Source organism: Rheinheimera texasensis, from assembly GCF_964031785.1.
Taxonomy (GTDB): Bacteria; Pseudomonadota; Gammaproteobacteria; order Enterobacterales; family Alteromonadaceae; genus Pararheinheimera; species Pararheinheimera texasensis_A.
On record NZ_CAXIRE010000016.1, the window covers coordinates 101,435 to 119,764 of the forward strand.

The window sequence follows — 18,330 nt, forward strand, 5'->3', positions numbered from 1 at the left end:
AAAGCAAAGATCCGGGCAAAACCGCATTTAGAAGCTGGCGCGCACCCCGACCGTAAAACGCCGGCCATAAGTGGCGGCATACTGAATATGCTCGGCCGAGCCTAAATAACGCGTATCGATTTTATCCTGCAGGTTAGCAACATCGGCCCGCAAGGTTAATTGGTCAGTCAGGTCATAACTGACACTGACATCCATCCAGCTGGTGCTGTTGTTCATCAACGGCTCGGCCACTGATTTGCCGCCAATCGTCGACCAGTTGTCCCAGGCGTAAAAACCGGAGCGTTGGTTGTAGGCAATCCGTGCTTCAAATTTGTTGTGCTCGTAAAAACCGACCAGATTCAGCTGGCTTTTTGACAAACCACGAAACGGTTTGGCTTTGCCGGCATCATCGGTTTCACCAGACACACTGTCGTTCCAGGTGTAGTTGGCCTGCAGACCAAAACCGGCTAAATAAGCTGGCAGCAGCTCGTCAAAGGTTTGCAGCCAGGCCAGTTCGTAGCCACGAATGCGCGCCGATTTGCTGGCGTCGTTATAAGGTTTCCACACTTCAAACGGCTGGCCGTCGATAGTTTCAGTGCTTTTATCCCACTTGATAAAACTGGCGACTTCTTTGTAAAAGCTCGCCAGCGTTAAAGTGCCGCTGTCGTGGTAATACCATTCCAGCGCGGTATCAAACTGGTCGGCGGTATAAGGTTTCAGGCCCGGTGTGCGCGCCTCGTAATACCGCACGCCCTGCTCGTTCGGTTTGACGTCGATATAGGTATAAGGCGCCAGTTCCGCCAGCGACGGCCGCGAAATCACCTGCGACGCCGCAAGACGCAGCACTAAGTCGTCGGTCAGTTCCAGTTTCAGGTTCAGGCTTGGCAGCACATCGTCGTACGCCGATTCTTCGCTGACCGGTTGTACCTCTTTCCAGCTGTCGTCGACCGGTTTGCCGTCGGCACCAAACCGCAGGTTATGAATATTCTGCGAATGGCCACTGGACGCCACATTGGTGTGGGTATAACGCAGGCCCAGATTCAGTAAATACGGCATGTCGAGCCAGGTGTCTTCCAGATTCATCTCAACAAAAGCATGCGAAATTTCTTCTTCGATAATATAGGACTGCGACTTGGAAATTTCGGTTTGCAGCAAAGCCGCTGCGGCCGGGTCCAGCTCACCGAGGAACTTATACAGGTTGGTCATATTAACCGTCGCCCAGTTGGCCGGAATATTGGCTTTGGTGCTGCCCATAAAGTTACTGATATTGCCGGCATCGAGCGCACTGGCTGGTAAACGCCACCATTCGTGACCATAAAAATTCACCAGCGCTGATTTAGGCGCGTTGATTTTCGCCAGGTTTTCGCCGGCAAAAATTGAGGCGTTTTTCGAGCGGTGCGTGATACGTTCTTTTTCCTGCCGGTCATAACCTGCACCAAACATCACTTTGCTGATGAGGCCGTCGTTTTCCCAGGTGCCACTGAAGGCAGCGTTGTCGGTGGCATCTTTCACGCCGGTGCCGTCGGTGTTGGTATACCAGGCGCCAAACACACTGTTGGGCGTGACTTCTTCCGATAACACAATATCCGGAATAGCCTGGCCATTATTCCAGTTGATGCTGGCCGATTCCACGCCGGAGCGCGCCACCACATATTTGTTATCGCCGTTATTTTTGTTTTCAGCGGCCGATGTGGCAAGGTCGAAGTTGTAAACCAGCGCGTCGGTCACCCAGTTCAGGTTCAGACCATATTGATAAGTGGTGTTGCGACGCGGTGCCCGGGTGTCGACCACATCCATCAGCGCCGGCCCTTTCCACGCCAGCTGTTTGGCCCAGCCGTCTGCGCCAACATCAACACTGGTATACACACCGTTTTTCGCCGGCAACCAGGATTCAGAATACGTCACCACCGACAGCTGCCGGCCATTTGAATCAATGTCATAGACGCTGTAGAGCGCATCAAAGTTAACATCGATATTGTCATTTGGCTGCCATTGCAGCGCCACGGTGCCGCCGGTGCGGGTACGCTCATCCTGATAAGACGTCAACTGGGCATAACCCGGAAACCGCACCGCTTTGTGTTCGACCACGCCGTCGCGGCCAATATCCACCGGTCTTTCGCTGAATGACCAGGCCTGATAACTGTCGTGCCGGTTGGTGTAATTAGAATGCGTGATAGACGCCAGCGCACCAAAAGTCTGGTCTTTGCTGACATCGCTGATAAACAACGAGCCACGTGGGTCGTTACTTTCCGCCCTTTCGTTGTAGGTATTGTTCAGCGAGCCGGACAAGACAAATTTACCGATATCCAAAGGCCGCGCCGTCTGCACATTAACCACAGCGCCGATACCACCTTCCGGCAAATGGCCTTGTGGCGTTTTATGCACCTGCACAGCGCTAATCAGTTCCGAGGCAATCACGTCATAGTTAAAATCGCGCGACGGGTTGTCGGACGCCAGCTTGCGGCCGTTTAGCGTCGTGATGTTGTAGTCGCCGGTCAGGCCCCGTACTGTCACGGTCTGGCCTTCACCATTGACCCGGGTCACACTGACGCCGGGAATACGCTGCAACGCTTCGGCAACGTTTTCGTCGGGGAACTTGCCGATATCTTCGGCGACTATGGCGTCGATGACGTTGTCCGCCAGTTTTTTAATCTCCTGGCTTTCTTTTAAGCTGCTGCGAATGCCGGTGACTTTGATCACTTCGACGCTGTCGGTGGCGGCTTTGTTTTTTTTCGCCACGGTTTTGGCTTTTTTACTGTTGTCGTTATTCTCTTGCTGCGGCGTGTCGTTGGCCGCTGCGGGCCCTGCGAGCACGGCGCCAATCAGCACCGCCAGATATGTTTGTTTCATCACTATGCCTCTTCTTGTTATGAACTCAGGCCGGCTGCGGGAGTCACAGCCGGCCTGATCCTGTTGCCGGTGTCCGCCGGGACGCTGCTATTAATCCGCCTTTTGCGCACCGGGCCGCGTCCTTAATTCCAAGGGCTGTGTCCTGAAAAATAAGCAATGAAACAATGTCGGCGGTTGCTGTTCCTGCAGCAGGAAATTGTGCAGTCGTAGCGCTGCAGGGCGCAGCCGCTGTGGTTTTCCGACTGAATGTTCCCGCTTTCTCACCTTTGCGCTTGCCGGCGTTGACGGCCGAAAAGCGCCGGCGCTACCTTCTGCGCCACCACTATCCCGGCCTGACTCACAGGCCAAATGCAGAGGGCTCTTGATGAATAAAGGGATGAATATTTTGCTGACCGGCGGTACCGGTTATGTCGGGTCGCATTGTGCGGCGCTGTTACTACAGGCTGGCTACCGGGTGACTCTGCTGGATAACTTAAGTAACAGCAGCAGTGCTGTGGTGACTAAACTGCGCCGGCTTTATCCGTTACAGGCAGACCAACTGCAGTTTGTGTTGGCCGATCTGAATGACGCTGCAGCGCTTACAGAAGTTTTCGCCAGCCAGCGCTTTGATGCGGTGCTGCATTGTGCCGGCTTAAAAGCCGTTGGTGAATCCTGGCAGCTGCCGCTGGCGTATTACCAGACCAATGTGGCAGGCACCCTACATCTGCTGCGGCTGATGCAGCAATATCAGGTTTATTGCCTGCTGTTTAGCTCGTCCGCCACTGTGTATGCGGCGCCGCCTTCTAATGCGCAGGAGCAGCCTTTTACTGAACACAGCCCTTGTGCACCGCAAAACCCCTACGGCCGCAGCAAATATATGGTGGAGCAAATACTGCAAGACTGGGCGCAGGCGCACCCACAGCTGAGCCTGGTACTGCTGCGGTATTTTAATCCGGCCGGCGCCCATCACAGTGGCCTGCTCGGCGAAGCGCCAAACGGCATCCCTAACAACTTGTTGCCTTTTGTCGCTCAGGTGGCGAGCGGTCAGCGCAGCGCCGTGCAGGTGTTTGGCGCTGATTATCCGACCGCTGATGGCACCGGTGTGCGTGATTACATCCATATCGAAGATTTGGCCGAAGGCCATCTGCTGGCGCTGCAGCACCATGCGCAAACACCAGGCCTGCATTTGTATAATCTTGGCCGTGGCCATGGTTATTCAGTGCTGCAGGTGATTGCGGCGTTTCAGCGCTCCTGCGGCCGCACGCTGGCCCGGCAGATCACCGGTCGGCGGCCCGGCGATGCAACCAGTTCAGTCGCTTGTGTCGATAAAGCGCGCCGCCAGCTTGGTTTTGTTGCGCGCCGCGACTTACAGCAGATGACCGATGATGCCTGGCGCTGGCAACAACAATGGCAAGCCGAAACAGCCACGGAGGCAACAGATGAAGCCGTTTGAGCAGCCCGTTGGCGAATCTGCTACCGCCTTCGACCGCAATTTACATCCGCACCGGCGCTTTAATCCGCTGACCGGCGACTGGGTGCTGGTGTCGCCACAACGCGCATTGCGCCCCTGGCAAGGCCAGCTCGAAAGCGTGGCTGCTGCGCAGTTACCAGCTTATGACCCGGCCTGTTATCTCTGTGCCGGCAACTTGCGCATCAGCGGCGAACGCAACCCTGAGTACATACAACCTTTTGTTTTTACCAATGATTTTGCCGCTTTGATGCCAACAGTACCGCGCGCGCCTGCGACACCCGATGCGTTGTTTCAGTTACAGGCAGCGCAGGGCACCAGCCGGGTAATTTGTTATTCCGCCGACCACAGCAAAACCATGCCAGAGCTTACTCTGGCGCAGATCGGCGCTGTGATTACCTGTTGGATAGCGCAGTATCGGGAATTGTCGCAGCAGTATCGCTGGGTGCAGGTGTTTGAAAATAAAGGCGCGGTGAACGGCTGCTCGAACCCGCATCCGCATGGCCAGATTTGGGCGTCAGACTTTATCCCCAGCCTGCCGGCCAAAGCTGATGCGATGCAGCGCGCTTATTTTCAGCAACATGGCCGTAACTTGCTGCTGCATTATGCTCAAGCTGAACTGCGCTATGCCCAAGCTGAACAGAATTATGCCGAACGCGTGGTGCTAAAAAATGAGTACTGGCTGGTGGTCGTACCCTACTGGGCGGCCTGGCCTTTTGAAACTCTGCTGTTGCCGCTATTTCCGGTGCAGCGGATGGAGCAGCTGACGGCGGCGCAACAAAGCACGTTGGCGGCCATCCTGCAGCAACTGACCATTCGCTACGACAACTTGTTTCAGTGCGCCTTTCCTCATTCGATGGGCTGGCATGGTGCGCCCTATCCTGCCAAAGGCGAGGCGGATGACTGCGCACACTGGCAACTACACGCACATTTTTATCCGCCGCTGCTGCGCTCGCAAAGCATCAAAAAATTTATGGTCGGTTATGAAATGCTGGCCGAAACGCAGCGTGATTTAACGCCGGAACAAGCCGCTGCGCTGCTGCGCGCACAAAGCGCGGTGCATTATTTACAAACTGCGCCGGCAACAAGCTAAAGGCTTATTTTTCAGGACAAAATTGGCGGATTTGCATGCGCGCGAGGCGGCAAATCCTTGGTTCACTGGATCCTGTTAATTCACCGACGGAGCTTTGGTTATGTTTGTCCTTTCCACCCCTATCACAACAGCGCAAAGCCCACAGCAGCGCCGCGCGCGTTATGCGCTGCTCTGGCTTTGGCTGCTTTCACCCGCCGCGCTGGCTGAACAGTTTCAGCTGAAATCGCCGGATGGCCACATTGCAATAAGCCTGGAAACCGGCGCGCAGCTGCAATATCAGCTGCAGGTCGACGGCAAAACCGTGCTTGAACCTTCGCCTATCAGCCTGCAATTTGCCGACGGCGTCCAGTACGGCCCGGCCGGTACAGTGCAAAAGCACAGCCGGCGCAGCGAAAACCAGCAGGTGCGGCCGGAGGTGCCGGTGCGCACCGCCACTATCCGTGACCAGTACAACGAACTGGCGCTGGAGTTTGACCAGCCTTTTGTGCTCAGAGTGCGCGCCTATAACGAAGGCATCGCCTGGCGTTTTGAGGGGCGTAAATCTGCCGGTAAATCCAGCCGCGCAGAACTAACCGGCGAGACCGCCAGCTTTCACTTCAGCGCCGGCACCTACAGTTATTTCCCCTTTGAGAAAAACTTCCGCACCGCCACTCAGCCGAGTTTCACGCCAGTGCCGGCCAAAAGTATCGATGGTGCTGAACTTGGCAGCCTGCCGGCGTTGTTTGTCAGCAACGGCGTCAATCTGCTACTGACAGAAACCGATTTACAGGATTATCCGGGGCTGTGGTTACAAGGCCACGGCGATGGCCGCATCTATGGTGTGCATCCAAAAAACCTGGATCTGACCAAACAGAACCCGCAAAACCCGGAACAAACCGGCGAGTTCACCAACAGTATTGCCAATGTAGAGCGTGCGCGCACTTTCCCCTGGCGCATTATTGGCGTGGCGCGCAGCGACGCAGAGCTACTCAACATCCAGCTCAGTTATCTGCTGGCTGAACCGTCGCGCATCGGCAAGCCGGATTGGGTCAAACCCGGTCAAATCGCCTGGGACTGGTATAACGAAAACAACTTCAAAGGCGTTGATTTTAAAGCCGGTATTAACACTGCCACTTATCAATATTACGCCGATTTCGCCGCCCGTTTTGGTATCGAAAATATCCTGATTGACGATGGCTGGTCGACGCATGACGACGTGTTAACAGTGCTGCCGAATATTGATGTGCAGGCGGTGATTAAACACGCCAAAGCCAAAGGCGTGGCGGTGCAGCTGTGGGTGCCCTGGACTGGCCTGGATAAAAACATGGAAGCAGCCATGGCGTTGTATAAAAAATGGGGTGTGGCCGGTTTAAAAATCGATTTTATGAACAGCGACAGTCAGTCGATGGTGAATTTCTACTGGCGCGCCGCCGCGATGGCCGCCAAATACCAGCTGATGGTGAATTTTCACGGCTCATACAAACCAGCCGGCATTCACCGCACTTACCCCAATGTGCTGACGCGCGAAGGCGTCAAAGGCCTGGAAAACCATAAATGGTCGGACGCCATCACGCCAACCCACAACCTGCATCTGCCGTTTATTCGTATGATCGCAGGCCCAATGGATTACACGCCGGGCGCGATGCGTAACGCCCACCGCAAAGACTTTAACGCAGTGTTTTCACGGCCGATGAGCCTCGGCACCCGCGCCCATCAGCTGGCGATGTTTGTGTTATACGAAAGCCCGCTGCAAATGCTGGCCGATACGCCAACCAGCTACGAAGCCGAGCCGGAGATCCCGACTTTTATCAGCCAAATCCCAACGGTATGGGACAATTTCCGCGTGCTGCACGCCAGCATCGGCGAATACCTGGTGCTGGCCCGCCAACGCGGTAACAGCTGGTACATCGGCGGCATGACCAACGAACAGGCCCGCACGCTGCCAATCAAGCTGGATTTCCTCAGCGCCGGTTCATATCAGCTGCAGCTGATGAAAGACGGCATCAACGCCGACCGCCACGCCGAAGATTACAAACTGGAAAAACGCCTGGTCAAAGCCGGCGAAAGCCTGGAGATCCCAATGGTTGGTGGCGGCGGATTTGCGGCTATTTTGACGCCGTTGTAATCTGGTTTTAGCATATGTTGCCTGCACACCCTACGGATAAACGTCCGTAGGGTGATCGACATCCGGTGTGTGACACTTAGTATGCCAAACTAAGCGCTGCATACCGGGTATCGCATACCGGGTATCGCATACCGGGTGCAACTCGGGATCTGGAGTGAGTTACGCTGATTATCGCGGCAAAGCCAACATCGCCACCACTGCGTTCGCCCGTTCGCGCCTCCCGCGCTCACTCTTGATCGCTCACTCCGCGGCTGCCGATGCTGGCATTGTTTGGGTTTGGGAAGAGGCTATGAGGGTCAAGTTAACTATCGCCTAAACGGCGAGCAACTTGTTGCGAGTCCAGCGGCCGAAGGCCGCGATGTTTAAGGCGCTTGTTATACATCTATGGCAACTTTTCAATTTCTTGAAAGGCTAACCCAAAGTAATGAGATTCCGTTATCTTAACTTCGCCATCAACAACACTGAAAATCACTTTACCTTTATTATGGCTTTCAAAGATCTTTCCATCAGTCGACTTTAAGTAATGAAACGCTTCAGACGTGAAAACTGCATCTTGCCCAGTTTTAGATATTTCAATTTCCTCAGATATTATTTTCTCTTTAGCAAGAGTCACATAGCATGCATCCATTGCACCCTTAAAAATAGACATTGCTTCATCGAAACTTTGTTCTTCAACAACCTCTTTACCATCAACAACGCTGTAATTAAAGAATTTAGTTCTTTCAAAATAGTATTTTGTGGAATCTTTAAAATCACACCGACTTGAAGCATCCGCGATATGATCGTTAATAGAATCAATCATTTTATTATCAAGTTTAAGCAGGGTCTCTGCGTTAGTTGCAATTGAAATGAATATGGTACAGACAATCGCAAAAATTTTGGTTCTATGCACGATGATTCCTTGATGTATAACGCAAAGCTTTGGAGCGGCTGGAGCGCAGCGTAAGCCGTCCCAGCCACGATAGTGGCGACAACAGCGCCTTGTTAGGGCTTTTCATAAAACTGAGCCACGTTGTAGTTGCCAATAGTGTTAGCCAATGACACTGGGCTTACACCTGACTTATTTTCAGCATTTGGGTTGGCTCCTGCGCCCAAAAGAAACTTTATAACACTGCCGTTACCCTTGGATGCCATGGTTGCCCTCCAAAGTGGGGTGTTACCAAATACATCCTTTAATTCTAAATCCGCTCCAGCCTCTACAAGCAATGAAGCCGTTACAGAGCAATTTGCTTGAGCAGCACAATGCAAGGCTGCCCAGCCTTGTTTGCATTGAAGATTAACCAGCGCACCTGACTGAATTAGTGCTCGAACCTTTTCTGCATTTCCTTCTAAGGCTGCATAATGAAGTTCTGAGCGACCATCTTTGTCGATATTCATGAGTAGCCCTAACATATTAATCAAATGCAAAACGCCCGTTTTTAAGCCTGCGCTGTGCCTTTGATGTTTTTTAACATCCGTTAACGCTACCTAAAAAAGATACATATCTCAAGCCTTTGCCGCTTTTGCACGCTTTGTAAAATGCAAAAGCGTGCGCGGTGCACTTGATCTGCTAAGAAACACAAAATTTACATTCTGCCAGCGGGTTGTCTGATGTAGTGCATTTGTCAAAGACCGCTTTTGGCATAGGTGATGATTCAAATGAACTTTCAAAACGGCCGGTCGACAACCTTAGCTGTCCTCTGCGGCAGGGTGAAGGCGGGATCCCGGCAAGTTAGTGATCTGACTTGCTGCCGACTGAACGAATGTTGGCCTGCTATACCCCGAAACACCGTAACGGCGGGTAAAGGAATTTCTGGCAGGCCTATCGCCGGTTTTAAATCAGACTGGCAGGACTTCCGCTAACACGGCTTCGATGGATGTCCGCAGTGAGTGAATTGCAGAAATGGGTCTGCGGGTAGGGACGAGCCCTACCCCTACGGTGCGTCAAATGCTCGCTTTTAATCCAAAGCGCTCAGAGCGTCAACTCCAACTCTGACTCACCATCCCAGCTGAACTGTCGTGCCGGCTTGCCGCTGACACTTAGCTCAATCTGATAAGCCGCTCCAGCAGCCTCACGTTGTACGCACAGGTCAAAATTGCTGGCGAAGGCGCGGATTTGCCGCAGGCACATGCTGTTCCAGCCGCTGGGCAGGCGTGGTGCGACGCGGAAGCGGTCAAAGCCGGTTGGTTCTATGCCAAACAAACCTTCGGTGATAACACGGGCATATAAACCGCTTTCGGCTGACAGATGGCGCTGGTCGCCTTCCGGCCAGGCTTCGACGGCAAAAGGCACGTGCTCGCCGAGCAGGCGTTTGCGGCTGTAGTACTTCAGGTATTTCATTGCCGTGTCGGTTTCGCCGGCGTTAAAGATGCCGCGAAAGGCGTATAAAGTGGCACGATCCCAGAAGGTTTTGGCGCCGGATTCGGTATAAATGCCGTTTTCACTCCACAGCTGCGGCGACAACAAAGCCGCCAGCGTACCGGTTTTTTGCTCGTCAAACCCCATCACTAACGGCAAGGCAATCCAGGCGCGCAGTTTGCTGTTGCCGTCGTAATAACGCCAGGTGTCATAACCTTCCACAGTGGCGGCAAAATACCGCAGCATCGCCACGCGTAGAATCGCCGCTTCTTGCTGGAACAGTTTCGCCTGGCCGGTATCGCCCAGCGCCTGATACAGCAGTGCCGAAGACTGCAGCGCGCCAAATGCCAGCACATTGGTGCTTAAGTTAACTTTGCCGGCCGGGAAGCGGTTTTCCAGCTCGTCACTGTCAGAGGCGATGACGCCGTCGGTCGTGAGCTGGCGCCGGTTATAGGCCAGACACCAGTTAATCAATGGCAACAGGCTACGCGCCTGCGCCGGGTCGCCGCTGGCTAATGCAAAACGGCTGGCACCATAGGCCACCATAGCGCAATCACCGCGGTCACCGGCGCCGTTCCAGATATCCAGGCCTTCGGCGATGATCGACGATGGCAACGGCTTAAATTCGGCGTTGATAAAGCGGGCGAAGTGACCAAAGCTGTTGCGGGCCGACTCGTTGCCATTAGCATCGCCCAAAAACGGGAAAAACGGATTGACGTATTCGGCCTGGTCATTGGCCCAGATCGCCGCATAATAACGCCCGCCGCCAGGGCCGTGTAACAAGCCGCCTTTAGTGCGGAAGATACTTTCCGCCGCGCGCAATTTGGCAAAAGCAAACATCTGGTTCAGCACCGGGTCCGGCGTTTCCAGCTGCAATTTTTGCTGCAAACCGCGCACATACTGCTGGCGCTGCACCAAAGTCATGGCGGCGGTTTCCGGGCTGATGTCATTGTCCACATCCGCCGGCGCAGCGCTGAAACTGAGCTGCCAGCTTTTTGAGGTGCCGGGCGCAAGCGTCAACTCTCCGGCAAAATCACTCTGCGCTTTGATCAAATAACTACCGGCAACACCTTTGGCGGCATCGGTCCGCTGCTGATATTGCAGTGGCTGGATCTGCAGCGTCTGTGGCTTGTTACTCAGGTTGGTCAGCCTGTATTGTTCAATAATAAAAGCACCGGTCGGGCTGGGCGCCAGCGTGCGCGTCAGCTGTAAATCGGCGCCAAGCCGGCTTTGGATGCGCAGCAATCCGTCATACTCAATCAGCTCCGGCCGCTCGTCCTGCAATACGCTGCCGGCCTGTTCAATCTGCGGTGACACTTTCAGCTCAAAACTGTGGATCAGGCTGGCATGAGTGTCGTTAGGAATAGTGCGAAGCCCCGGCCACACCACTTTACGCTGCAGCAACAGCTGGCCTGACGAATCGGCGCCATAAGTGATGATTGCCGACACCTGTTCGCCGCTGAATTCCAGCTGGTCCTGATGTGCATCCCGCACTTGCCAGCGAATGCCTTCGCCTTGCAGCTGCCAGCGGTCCTGCAACGTGTTGGCCAGACTGTTGATTTCAGCTGCTGGTGCTAAAGCAGGCGCAGTTGCATGCGTCAGTGCTGGCTGCGGGTTTTGCCGGGTACAGGCCAGCAGCATTAAACTACAACTAATCAGCAGGGGAATTCGCGTCATCAGGGAAACTCCTATTAAAAAGACCAGAACGGCCGGATTGCTGATTGCACAACAAGGCAGCGGCCGCTGGCTTATGCCAAACGGCAAAACCCTTCCGGAAAAATCACCTGCAACGCTTCAGGCACGGATCTTCAGGGTTTTGTCGCGATATTGTTGTGGCGTCATCTGCAGTTCCTGCTGAAAAATGTCGTAAAAGCGGCTGATCGAACCAAAACCGGCCTCAATCGCAATGGTTAACACACCTTTTTCGGTGTCGACCAACAGCGCCTGAGCATGCAGCAACCGCAGCCGGTTAATATATTGTTTTATCGAGATTTTCATCACGCGATGGAACAGCTTCATCGCATAATTCGGATGCAGACCTGTGGCAGTGGCGACGTCGCTAATCGTCACTTTCTGGTCATAATGGTCGGCGATATAACGCAGCATGGTGTCAATATGCGACAGGCCTGTGACCGGGTTTTTCTGCGCTTTGCGCGGGGCTGTCGCCGCAGTGCCCAGGCACTGGTAACTCTCCAGCGCCATGCGGCGGATGCGGCCACGGATCTCGCTGATCACCTGCGCCGTTAAGGCTTCGTTTTTCTGCGCCAGGTCCTGCTCCCATAAGCGGGTTAATACCTGGTCGCAGGCATGGCTCTGGTCGGCCACCAGCACTTCACCACGCAGCAAAGCGCCGATAAATTCGCTTGGCAACTTCCACTGCTGAAACGCCTGCAACGGAACATAAATGTTGACCAGATTGCCATCGCCGCTGCTGCTGGTCAGCTGATGCGGCACCGACGCCCAGAACAACACCATGCGGTCCGGCGGGATCTGCACCGAGCGGCCATTCATCAGATAAACCGCCGAACAGTTAAACAGAAAATTAATTTCGATATGGCCGTGCCAGTGGCTGTGCGGCATCACATCAGGTTTATGCACGCGAAAGCCAAATTTGTGTTCATTACCCTGCCGGGTCAGCGGGCTGCTGTAATCAAAAATGATGCGGTTGAGCCACTCTTGCATGACTATCCTCCGGTGTTGACCCAGCAGAGATTAAATACTGTATACAATATTCACAAGCTAAAGGTGAGAAAACCGGAAGATCATGATGGAAAACGGGAAGGTCCGGGCCGCTGTACCAACAGCCCGGCTTATTGCATGAAGATGCCGTCGATTAAAGCGGTGACCAGTCACGCGCCAACAGGCCCAGTTTCAGGTCGTCAACAAAACGGCCGCCAAGGAAATAGTGCTCGCGCAGCAGCCCTTCCTGCACAAAGCCATGTTTTTGCAGCAGTTTTAAACTGGGTTCATTGCCGGCGGTGACAGTGGCGACGAGCTTGTGATAACCACAGTTTTGCACCGCAAACTGCAACAAGGTTTGCAGTGCTTCACCGGCAAAACCCTGCCCTTGCTGCGCCGGCAACAGTAAAAAGCCTACTTCGGCCTGCCGGTTGGCCCAGTCACTGCGCAGACCAATCACGCCAACCGGGTCTGAGTTATCCCGCCTTTCTATCACCAGCGCCATCATGTCGGGGCGGTGCACTGTCCAGGGCTGCAGGCGGCTGTCAAAGCGGGCGCGGATTTGCGCTTCACTGAGTTCATCGCAGACATAACGCCGCACCGATCCATCCTGATGTAATTGCAAAAACAATGGCCAGTCGCCGGGACGCATGGTCCGCAGCTGCAATCTGGCACTGGTCAATTCGAGAAAGTGCTCCATAACATGGCCCTGTTGAAATAAAAAAAGCTCAGATCTGTGTTATCAGTGTGCGACGACACTCAACGCAGCGCTGGTGCTGCCACCGGCGCTTCGCGAATTGGCAGATTAGCCACGGCAGCGAGCGCTGCCAGCGCCATGTCGGCATACCACATCCAGCTGTAATCACCCTGCACTGTCAGCGCGATGCCGCCAAGCCAGGCGCCAAAAAAGCCGCCAATCTGATGAGCAAATAACGCAATGCCAAACAAAGTGGCAAGATAACGGGTGCCAAATAACTTGCCAACTATCGCCGCGGTCGGCGGCACCGTCGCGAGCCAGGTGAAGCCGAGGCCAGCGGCAAAAATGTAGAAGGTCCATTCGGTTTTGGGCAACAACAGATACACCGCAATCAACAAAGCGCGGCTGCCATACATCGCCGCCAGCACCGATTTGCTGCGGTATTTCGCCACACAAGCGCCGGCGTATAAGCTGCCGGCAATATTGGCCAGGCCAATAATGGCTAACGACCAGCTCGCCACATCGGCTGGCAGGCCACATAAACTGACTTCACCGGGTAAATGCGTCACCAAAAAAGCGATGTGAAAACCGCAGGTAAAAAAACCAAAACTTAATAAAGCGTAACTGCGATCGCCAAGCGCTTCGCCGATGGCATGGCGCATACCTTTGTCATTGTCATGTTTGACCGGTGCGGCGTTGCCACCGGTGAATTTGGCAATCAGCGGAATAGTCGCCAGTGCCGTCAGCGCCAACGCCCACATCGCGCCCATCCAGCCAACACTTTGGATCAGCTTTTGCGACAGCGGTGCAAACACAAACTGACCAAAAGAGCCGCCTGCGTTGATGATGCCAGACGCTGTGCCGCGCGCTTCGGCTGGCAACCGCTGTGACGCCGCACCTATTAACACCGAAAAACCACTGATGCCGGAGCCGACCGCCGTCAATAGCCCCACGCTTAGCACCAAACCCAAAGTGCCACTGGCAAAAGGTGTTAACGCACAACCGGCCGCCAATAATAATAAACCACCAACCAACACCGGGCCGGCACCAAACCGGTCCGCCAAAGCGCCAGCCACCGGCTGTGCGGCGCCCCAGCTCAGCTGCGCAATCGCCATGGCAAAACTGATGGCCGCAATACCCATGCCGGTCGAACTGCTGATCGGCGCCACAAACAAACCAAACGACTGCCGGATGCCCATCGACACCATCAAAATCCCGGCAGCCGCCAGCACTATCACCAGCACATCAGGACGACGCACACTTTGAAACATAAAAACCTCAGAGCCGGCTAAGGCAATCACAGATGGATTCACCATGATGCCGCCTGCGGGCAAAAATCGCCAGTAGACGTTTTGGTAACAGTGCGTTGCGTAATAGAGGTTCTGAATGCAGGTTAGAAAGAAAGCCCGTTTAGCGCGGCAAAGCCAACACCGCCACCACTGCGTTCGCCCCTACGACCAGGAAATGTCCGCAACTTGCCCAACCAAAAATCTGTAGGTATTTTGCCCTGCGCCATAAAAAAGGCCGGCAAATGCCGGCCTGCTTAGTACTGAGAACTCAAAGCGTTATTGCGCTTTTGCCACTTCTTTCACGCCCATATTCCACAGCGTGAAACCAAAGGTGTCGGCAGTTTGCTCAATGGTTTTTGACACCGGTGTACCAGCACCGTGACCGGCGTTGGTTTCGATGCGAATAAGCTGCGGGTTGGTACCGCCGGCTTTGGCCTGCAGCTCAGCAGCAAACTTAAAGCTGTGCGCTGGTACCACGCGGTCATCGTGGTCACCGGTGGTGACTAAAGTCGCAGGATAAGCCACGTCTTTTTTCACGTTATGCACCGGTGAGTAACCTTTGAGGTACTCAAACATCTCTTTGGACTGCTCAGCCGTGCCGTAGTCAAAGCCCCAGCCTGCGCCCGCCGTGAAGGTGTGGTAACGCAGCATGTCTAATACGCCCACAGCCGGCAGTGCGACTTTCATCAGATCAGGGCGTTGAGTCATCACTGCACCGACTAACAGACCGCCGTTCGAGCCGCCGCGAATAGCCAGTTTGTCGTTTGAGGTGTATTTCTGCGCCACCAGGTATTCGCCGGCTGCGATGAAATCGTCAAATACATTTTGTTTTTTCAGCTGAATACCGGCCTCATGCCAGGCTTTGCCGTATTCACCGCCGCCGCGCAGGTTTGGCACTGCGTACACGCCGCCCATTTCCATCCACACCAGATTGGCAACGCTGAAGCTTGGCGTCAGGCTGACGTTAAAACCGCCGTAGCCGTACAACATGGTTGGGTTGGTGCCGTCCAGTTGCAGGCCTTTTTTGTGCGTGATGATCATCGGCACTTTAGTACCGTCTTTGGAGGTGCAGAACACCTGCTTGGACTCATAATCGTCGCTGTTAAATTTCACTGCAGGTTTGAAGTGCACTTTTGACTCGCCGGTGGCCGGGTCAAAAGCGTAAATCGAACCAGGCGTGTTGTAATTGGCGAAGCTGAAGTACAACACGCTGTCTTTGGCTTTGCCGTCAAAACCGCCAACAGAACCGACGCCTGGCAGCTGCACGTCACGCACCAGTTTGCCGTCGTAGTCATATTGCTGCACTTTGGAAATTGCATCGACCATGTAAGTGGCGAAGAACGAACCGGCCCCTTTGCTGACCGACAGCACGTTGGCCGTTTCCGGGATCACGTCTTTCCATTGGTCTTGCGCCGGTTTGGTCATATCAATGGCGATCAACCGCTGATTTGGCGCTTTGAAGTTAGTGGCGAAATACAGCACGTCGCCTTTGCTGTCGACCAGGTTGTAGTCTGAACTGCCTTCACCATCCAGCGTGACAAAAGCGCTGTCTGCTTTGGTTAAGTCTTTCACCAGCAGTTTATTGCCGGAAGTCGCGTTCGCCGCCGACACCACCAGATATTTGCCATCTAAGGTCACAGTGCCACCAACATAACGGTGTTTCTCGGCATCAGTGCCACCGTAAATCAGCTGGTCGTCTTTTTGTGGCGTGCCGATTTTATGGTAATACAGCTTGTGCTGGTCGGTTTTGGCTGACAGTTCGCTGCCTTTTGGTTTGTCGTAGCTGGAGTAGAAGAAACCTTCGTTGCCTTTAAACGAAATGCCGGAGAACTTCACGTCGACCAGTTCTGGCTCCAGTTTTTCTTTGGTCTCGGCATTGATCACAAAGACTTTGCGCCAGTCGCTGCCACCTTCAGAGATGGCATAAGCGGCAATAGAACCATCTTCAGTGAACTGTAAATCGGCCAGTGATGTGGTGCCGTCTGCCGAGAAACCGTTTGGATCAAGGAATACTTCCGCCGGGCCGCCGTCTTTCTGGCGATAGACGACATACTGGTTTTGCAGGCCGTCGTTTTTATAGAAGTAGGTGTATGCGCCTTCTTTAGTTGGCGCACCGACTTTTTCATAGTTCCACAGCGCTTCTAAGCGTTGTTTAATCTGGTCACGGTAAGGAATTTGCGCCAGATAATCAAAAGTGACTTTGTTTTGCGCTTTGACCCAGTCAGCGGTTTCAGCGCTGCGGTCATCTTCTAACCAGCGGTACGGGTCCGCCACTTTGGTTTCGAAATAGGTGTCGACCACGTCGCCTTGTTTGGTCGCTGCATATTGCAGTTTAGCCACAGGTGCAGCCTCCGCGACTGTTGTGCCTGCAGCTGCAGTTGCAGCTTGTTCTGGTTTTGGTCCACAGGCGGTTAAAACAGCAAGCGCCACTGCGCCCAGCATCAAACGTTTCATCAAAGCTCCCCTTTGCTTTTGTATTCAGGCAGCGAGGATAACAAAATTTTCACAGCAGACAAATGCACAGCGTCGCGACTGAGCGCGCAGCGGGCGGTTTTCACCGCCAAAGCCCGCTAAATCACATCCCCTAAAGCATTGAAGCGGCGGGTAGGCGGCAACTGAGCGAGCTGGAGCGCCAGACCGGGAAATGAGCATAGCTGTCTATGTGATTGAGCGGGCGAAGGCGACCAACACCCCCGCGGCTTCAATGATGACGGGGACGCACGAGCCAGTTCCGCTGATGGGCAATAAGCGCCAGCACAATCAGCGCCATACCGCCGTATTGGCTCCAGCTTAACGTCAGGTCGTAGTACCAGAAGTCAATTAGCACGGTCAAAAGCGGATAAACAAAAGACAAAAACGCGATGCTGGTGACTGGCAGGCGCTGAAAGGCGCTATACATCAGGTTATACATCAGCCCGGTATGCACCAGCCCAAGCGTCACTAAAGCGCCGACACTGAGCGCCGGCATCAGCAGTAACGAAGTTTTCTCCAGCGGTAACATCAAAAGCACACCCAGCACCATCTGCAAACCGGCGATTTGCGCCGGCGCCACCCCGGTCAGTTTACGCGTGGTCAGCGTCGCCACTGCATACAAACAAGCGGCAACGGCGGCGAGGCCAACACCTTGCCAAAGCAGCGGATTATGCTGGTCCTGCCCAAGGCCAGTGGTACCAGCCACACCAACAAAAGCCAGCGCCAGCCAGCCCCACTTCGCCGCCGGCGGCCATTGTTTAGTGCCAAAGGCGGTCAGCAATAACAGGAAAAACGGCTGGGTGTGATACACCAGGGTTGCAATCGAAATTGAGCTCAGTTTGTAAGCACCAAACAGGCAAAACCAGTTCGCCACCAAGGCAAAACCGCCAGCCAGCAGATAACCGCTTTGCTGCGCACTCAATTTTTGCCAGCCACGCTGCCAGCTCAGATAGGCCAACAAAGCCGCCCCGCCAAGCAAACAACGGTAAAACACCACGGTCGCCGTATCCTGACCACTTTCAACGACAAAAAGGCCAATAGTACCGGACAGCAGCATCGCCACCAGCATGCGCCAGCTGCCAGCAAACTGCGGGTGTTGCAGGAGGGGTTGCATGGAGATTCCTGTGAAATTACATCTTTGACGGATAGTGCGGTAGCCGGGGGCCGGATGCAAGTCTGGCTTGCAGCAACAGTCTGTTGCTTTTTTTTGCCCTACGGGCTGCTTCTGTTGTCTTTATCGTTTTTTCCTTGGCGGCTAGTCCGCTTAGCAAAGAGTTCACCTTACGGTGAGTTCCTTTCTTTTGCCTTGCCAAAAGAAAGGAACCGAAAGAAAAGGCGCACCCGGTTCCGCTCGAAAGCCCGTCTGAAAAGTCGCCGTCCAA

The 18,330-nt window shown here is 54.2% G+C and carries 13 protein-coding genes; 3 read left to right on the forward strand and 10 right to left on the reverse strand.

The genetic code is table 11. From position 1 onward, the window contains the following. Window positions 1–27 precede the first annotated feature (27 nt). Window positions 28–2,829, reverse strand: coding sequence for a TonB-dependent receptor (locus tag ABNT34_RS06450; protein WP_348729868.1), 2,802 nt, complete (start codon window positions 2,827–2,829; stop codon window positions 28–30). Between the two features lie 376 nt (window positions 2,830–3,205). Between ABNT34_RS06450 and galE the strand changes: the two genes are divergently transcribed. The 3 genes from galE (at window position 3,206) to ABNT34_RS06465 (ending at window position 7,473) form a co-directional block, all read left to right on the forward strand. Next, on the forward strand, window positions 3,206–4,261 hold the full coding sequence (galE, locus tag ABNT34_RS06455) for a UDP-glucose 4-epimerase GalE (protein WP_348729892.1): 1,056 nt from the start codon (window positions 3,206–3,208) through the stop codon (window positions 4,259–4,261). Next, window positions 4,248–5,369 (forward strand): UDP-glucose--hexose-1-phosphate uridylyltransferase, encoded by a 1,122-nt coding sequence (locus ABNT34_RS06460; RefSeq protein ID WP_348729870.1) that lies wholly within the window; start codon window positions 4,248–4,250, stop codon window positions 5,367–5,369. The genes galE and ABNT34_RS06460 overlap by 14 nt, the downstream gene beginning before the upstream one ends. Window positions 5,370–5,469: 100 nt before the next feature. Continuing rightward, the gene (locus ABNT34_RS06465; RefSeq protein ID WP_348729872.1) at window positions 5,470–7,473 is read left to right on the forward strand and encodes a glycoside hydrolase family 97 protein; all 2,004 of its coding nucleotides are present in this window, start codon (window positions 5,470–5,472) and stop codon (window positions 7,471–7,473) included. Window positions 7,474–7,855: 382 nt separating this feature from the next. Here ABNT34_RS06465 and ABNT34_RS06470 read toward each other — a convergent pair whose 3' ends face one another. The 9 genes from ABNT34_RS06470 to ABNT34_RS06510 form a co-directional block, all read right to left on the reverse strand. After that, entirely contained in the window at window positions 7,856–8,365 is a 510-nt protein-coding gene (locus ABNT34_RS06470; RefSeq protein WP_348729874.1) for a hypothetical protein, read from the reverse strand. Window positions 8,366–8,457: 92 nt separating this feature from the next. After that, complete coding sequence (locus ABNT34_RS06475; RefSeq protein ID WP_290621529.1) at window positions 8,458–8,850, reverse strand: ankyrin repeat domain-containing protein; 393 nt, start codon at window positions 8,848–8,850, stop codon at window positions 8,458–8,460. Window positions 8,851–9,424: 574 nt separating this feature from the next. Then, window positions 9,425–11,488: a hypothetical protein gene (locus tag ABNT34_RS06480; protein WP_348729877.1), complete on the reverse strand. Its 2,064-nt coding sequence runs from the start codon at window positions 11,486–11,488 to the stop codon at window positions 9,425–9,427. Window positions 11,489–11,605: 117 nt separating this feature from the next. Beyond that, the gene (locus ABNT34_RS06485; RefSeq protein WP_348729879.1) at window positions 11,606–12,493 is read right to left on the reverse strand and encodes a helix-turn-helix domain-containing protein; all 888 of its coding nucleotides are present in this window, start codon (window positions 12,491–12,493) and stop codon (window positions 11,606–11,608) included. Between the two features lie 151 nt (window positions 12,494–12,644). Next, window positions 12,645–13,190 carry a GNAT family protein gene (locus tag ABNT34_RS06490; RefSeq protein ID WP_348729881.1) on the reverse strand — a complete coding sequence of 182 codons (546 nt, stop codon included), beginning with the start codon at window positions 13,188–13,190 and terminating at the stop codon, window positions 12,645–12,647. Window positions 13,191–13,249: 59 nt separating this feature from the next. After that, window positions 13,250–14,503 carry an MFS transporter gene (locus tag ABNT34_RS06495; protein WP_348729882.1) on the reverse strand — a complete coding sequence of 418 codons (1,254 nt, stop codon included), beginning with the start codon at window positions 14,501–14,503 and terminating at the stop codon, window positions 13,250–13,252. A gap of 249 nt (window positions 14,504–14,752) precedes the next feature. Next, window positions 14,753–16,930: a prolyl oligopeptidase family serine peptidase gene (locus ABNT34_RS06500; RefSeq protein WP_348729884.1), complete on the reverse strand. Its 2,178-nt coding sequence runs from the start codon at window positions 16,928–16,930 to the stop codon at window positions 14,753–14,755. Between the two features lie 247 nt (window positions 16,931–17,177). Then, complete coding sequence (locus ABNT34_RS06505; protein WP_348729886.1) at window positions 17,178–18,062, reverse strand: DMT family transporter; 885 nt, start codon at window positions 18,060–18,062, stop codon at window positions 17,178–17,180. Between the two features lie 16 nt (window positions 18,063–18,078). Continuing rightward, the coding region (locus ABNT34_RS06510) for a hypothetical protein (protein WP_348729888.1) at window positions 18,079–18,330 on the reverse strand (252 nt) is incomplete at its 5' end.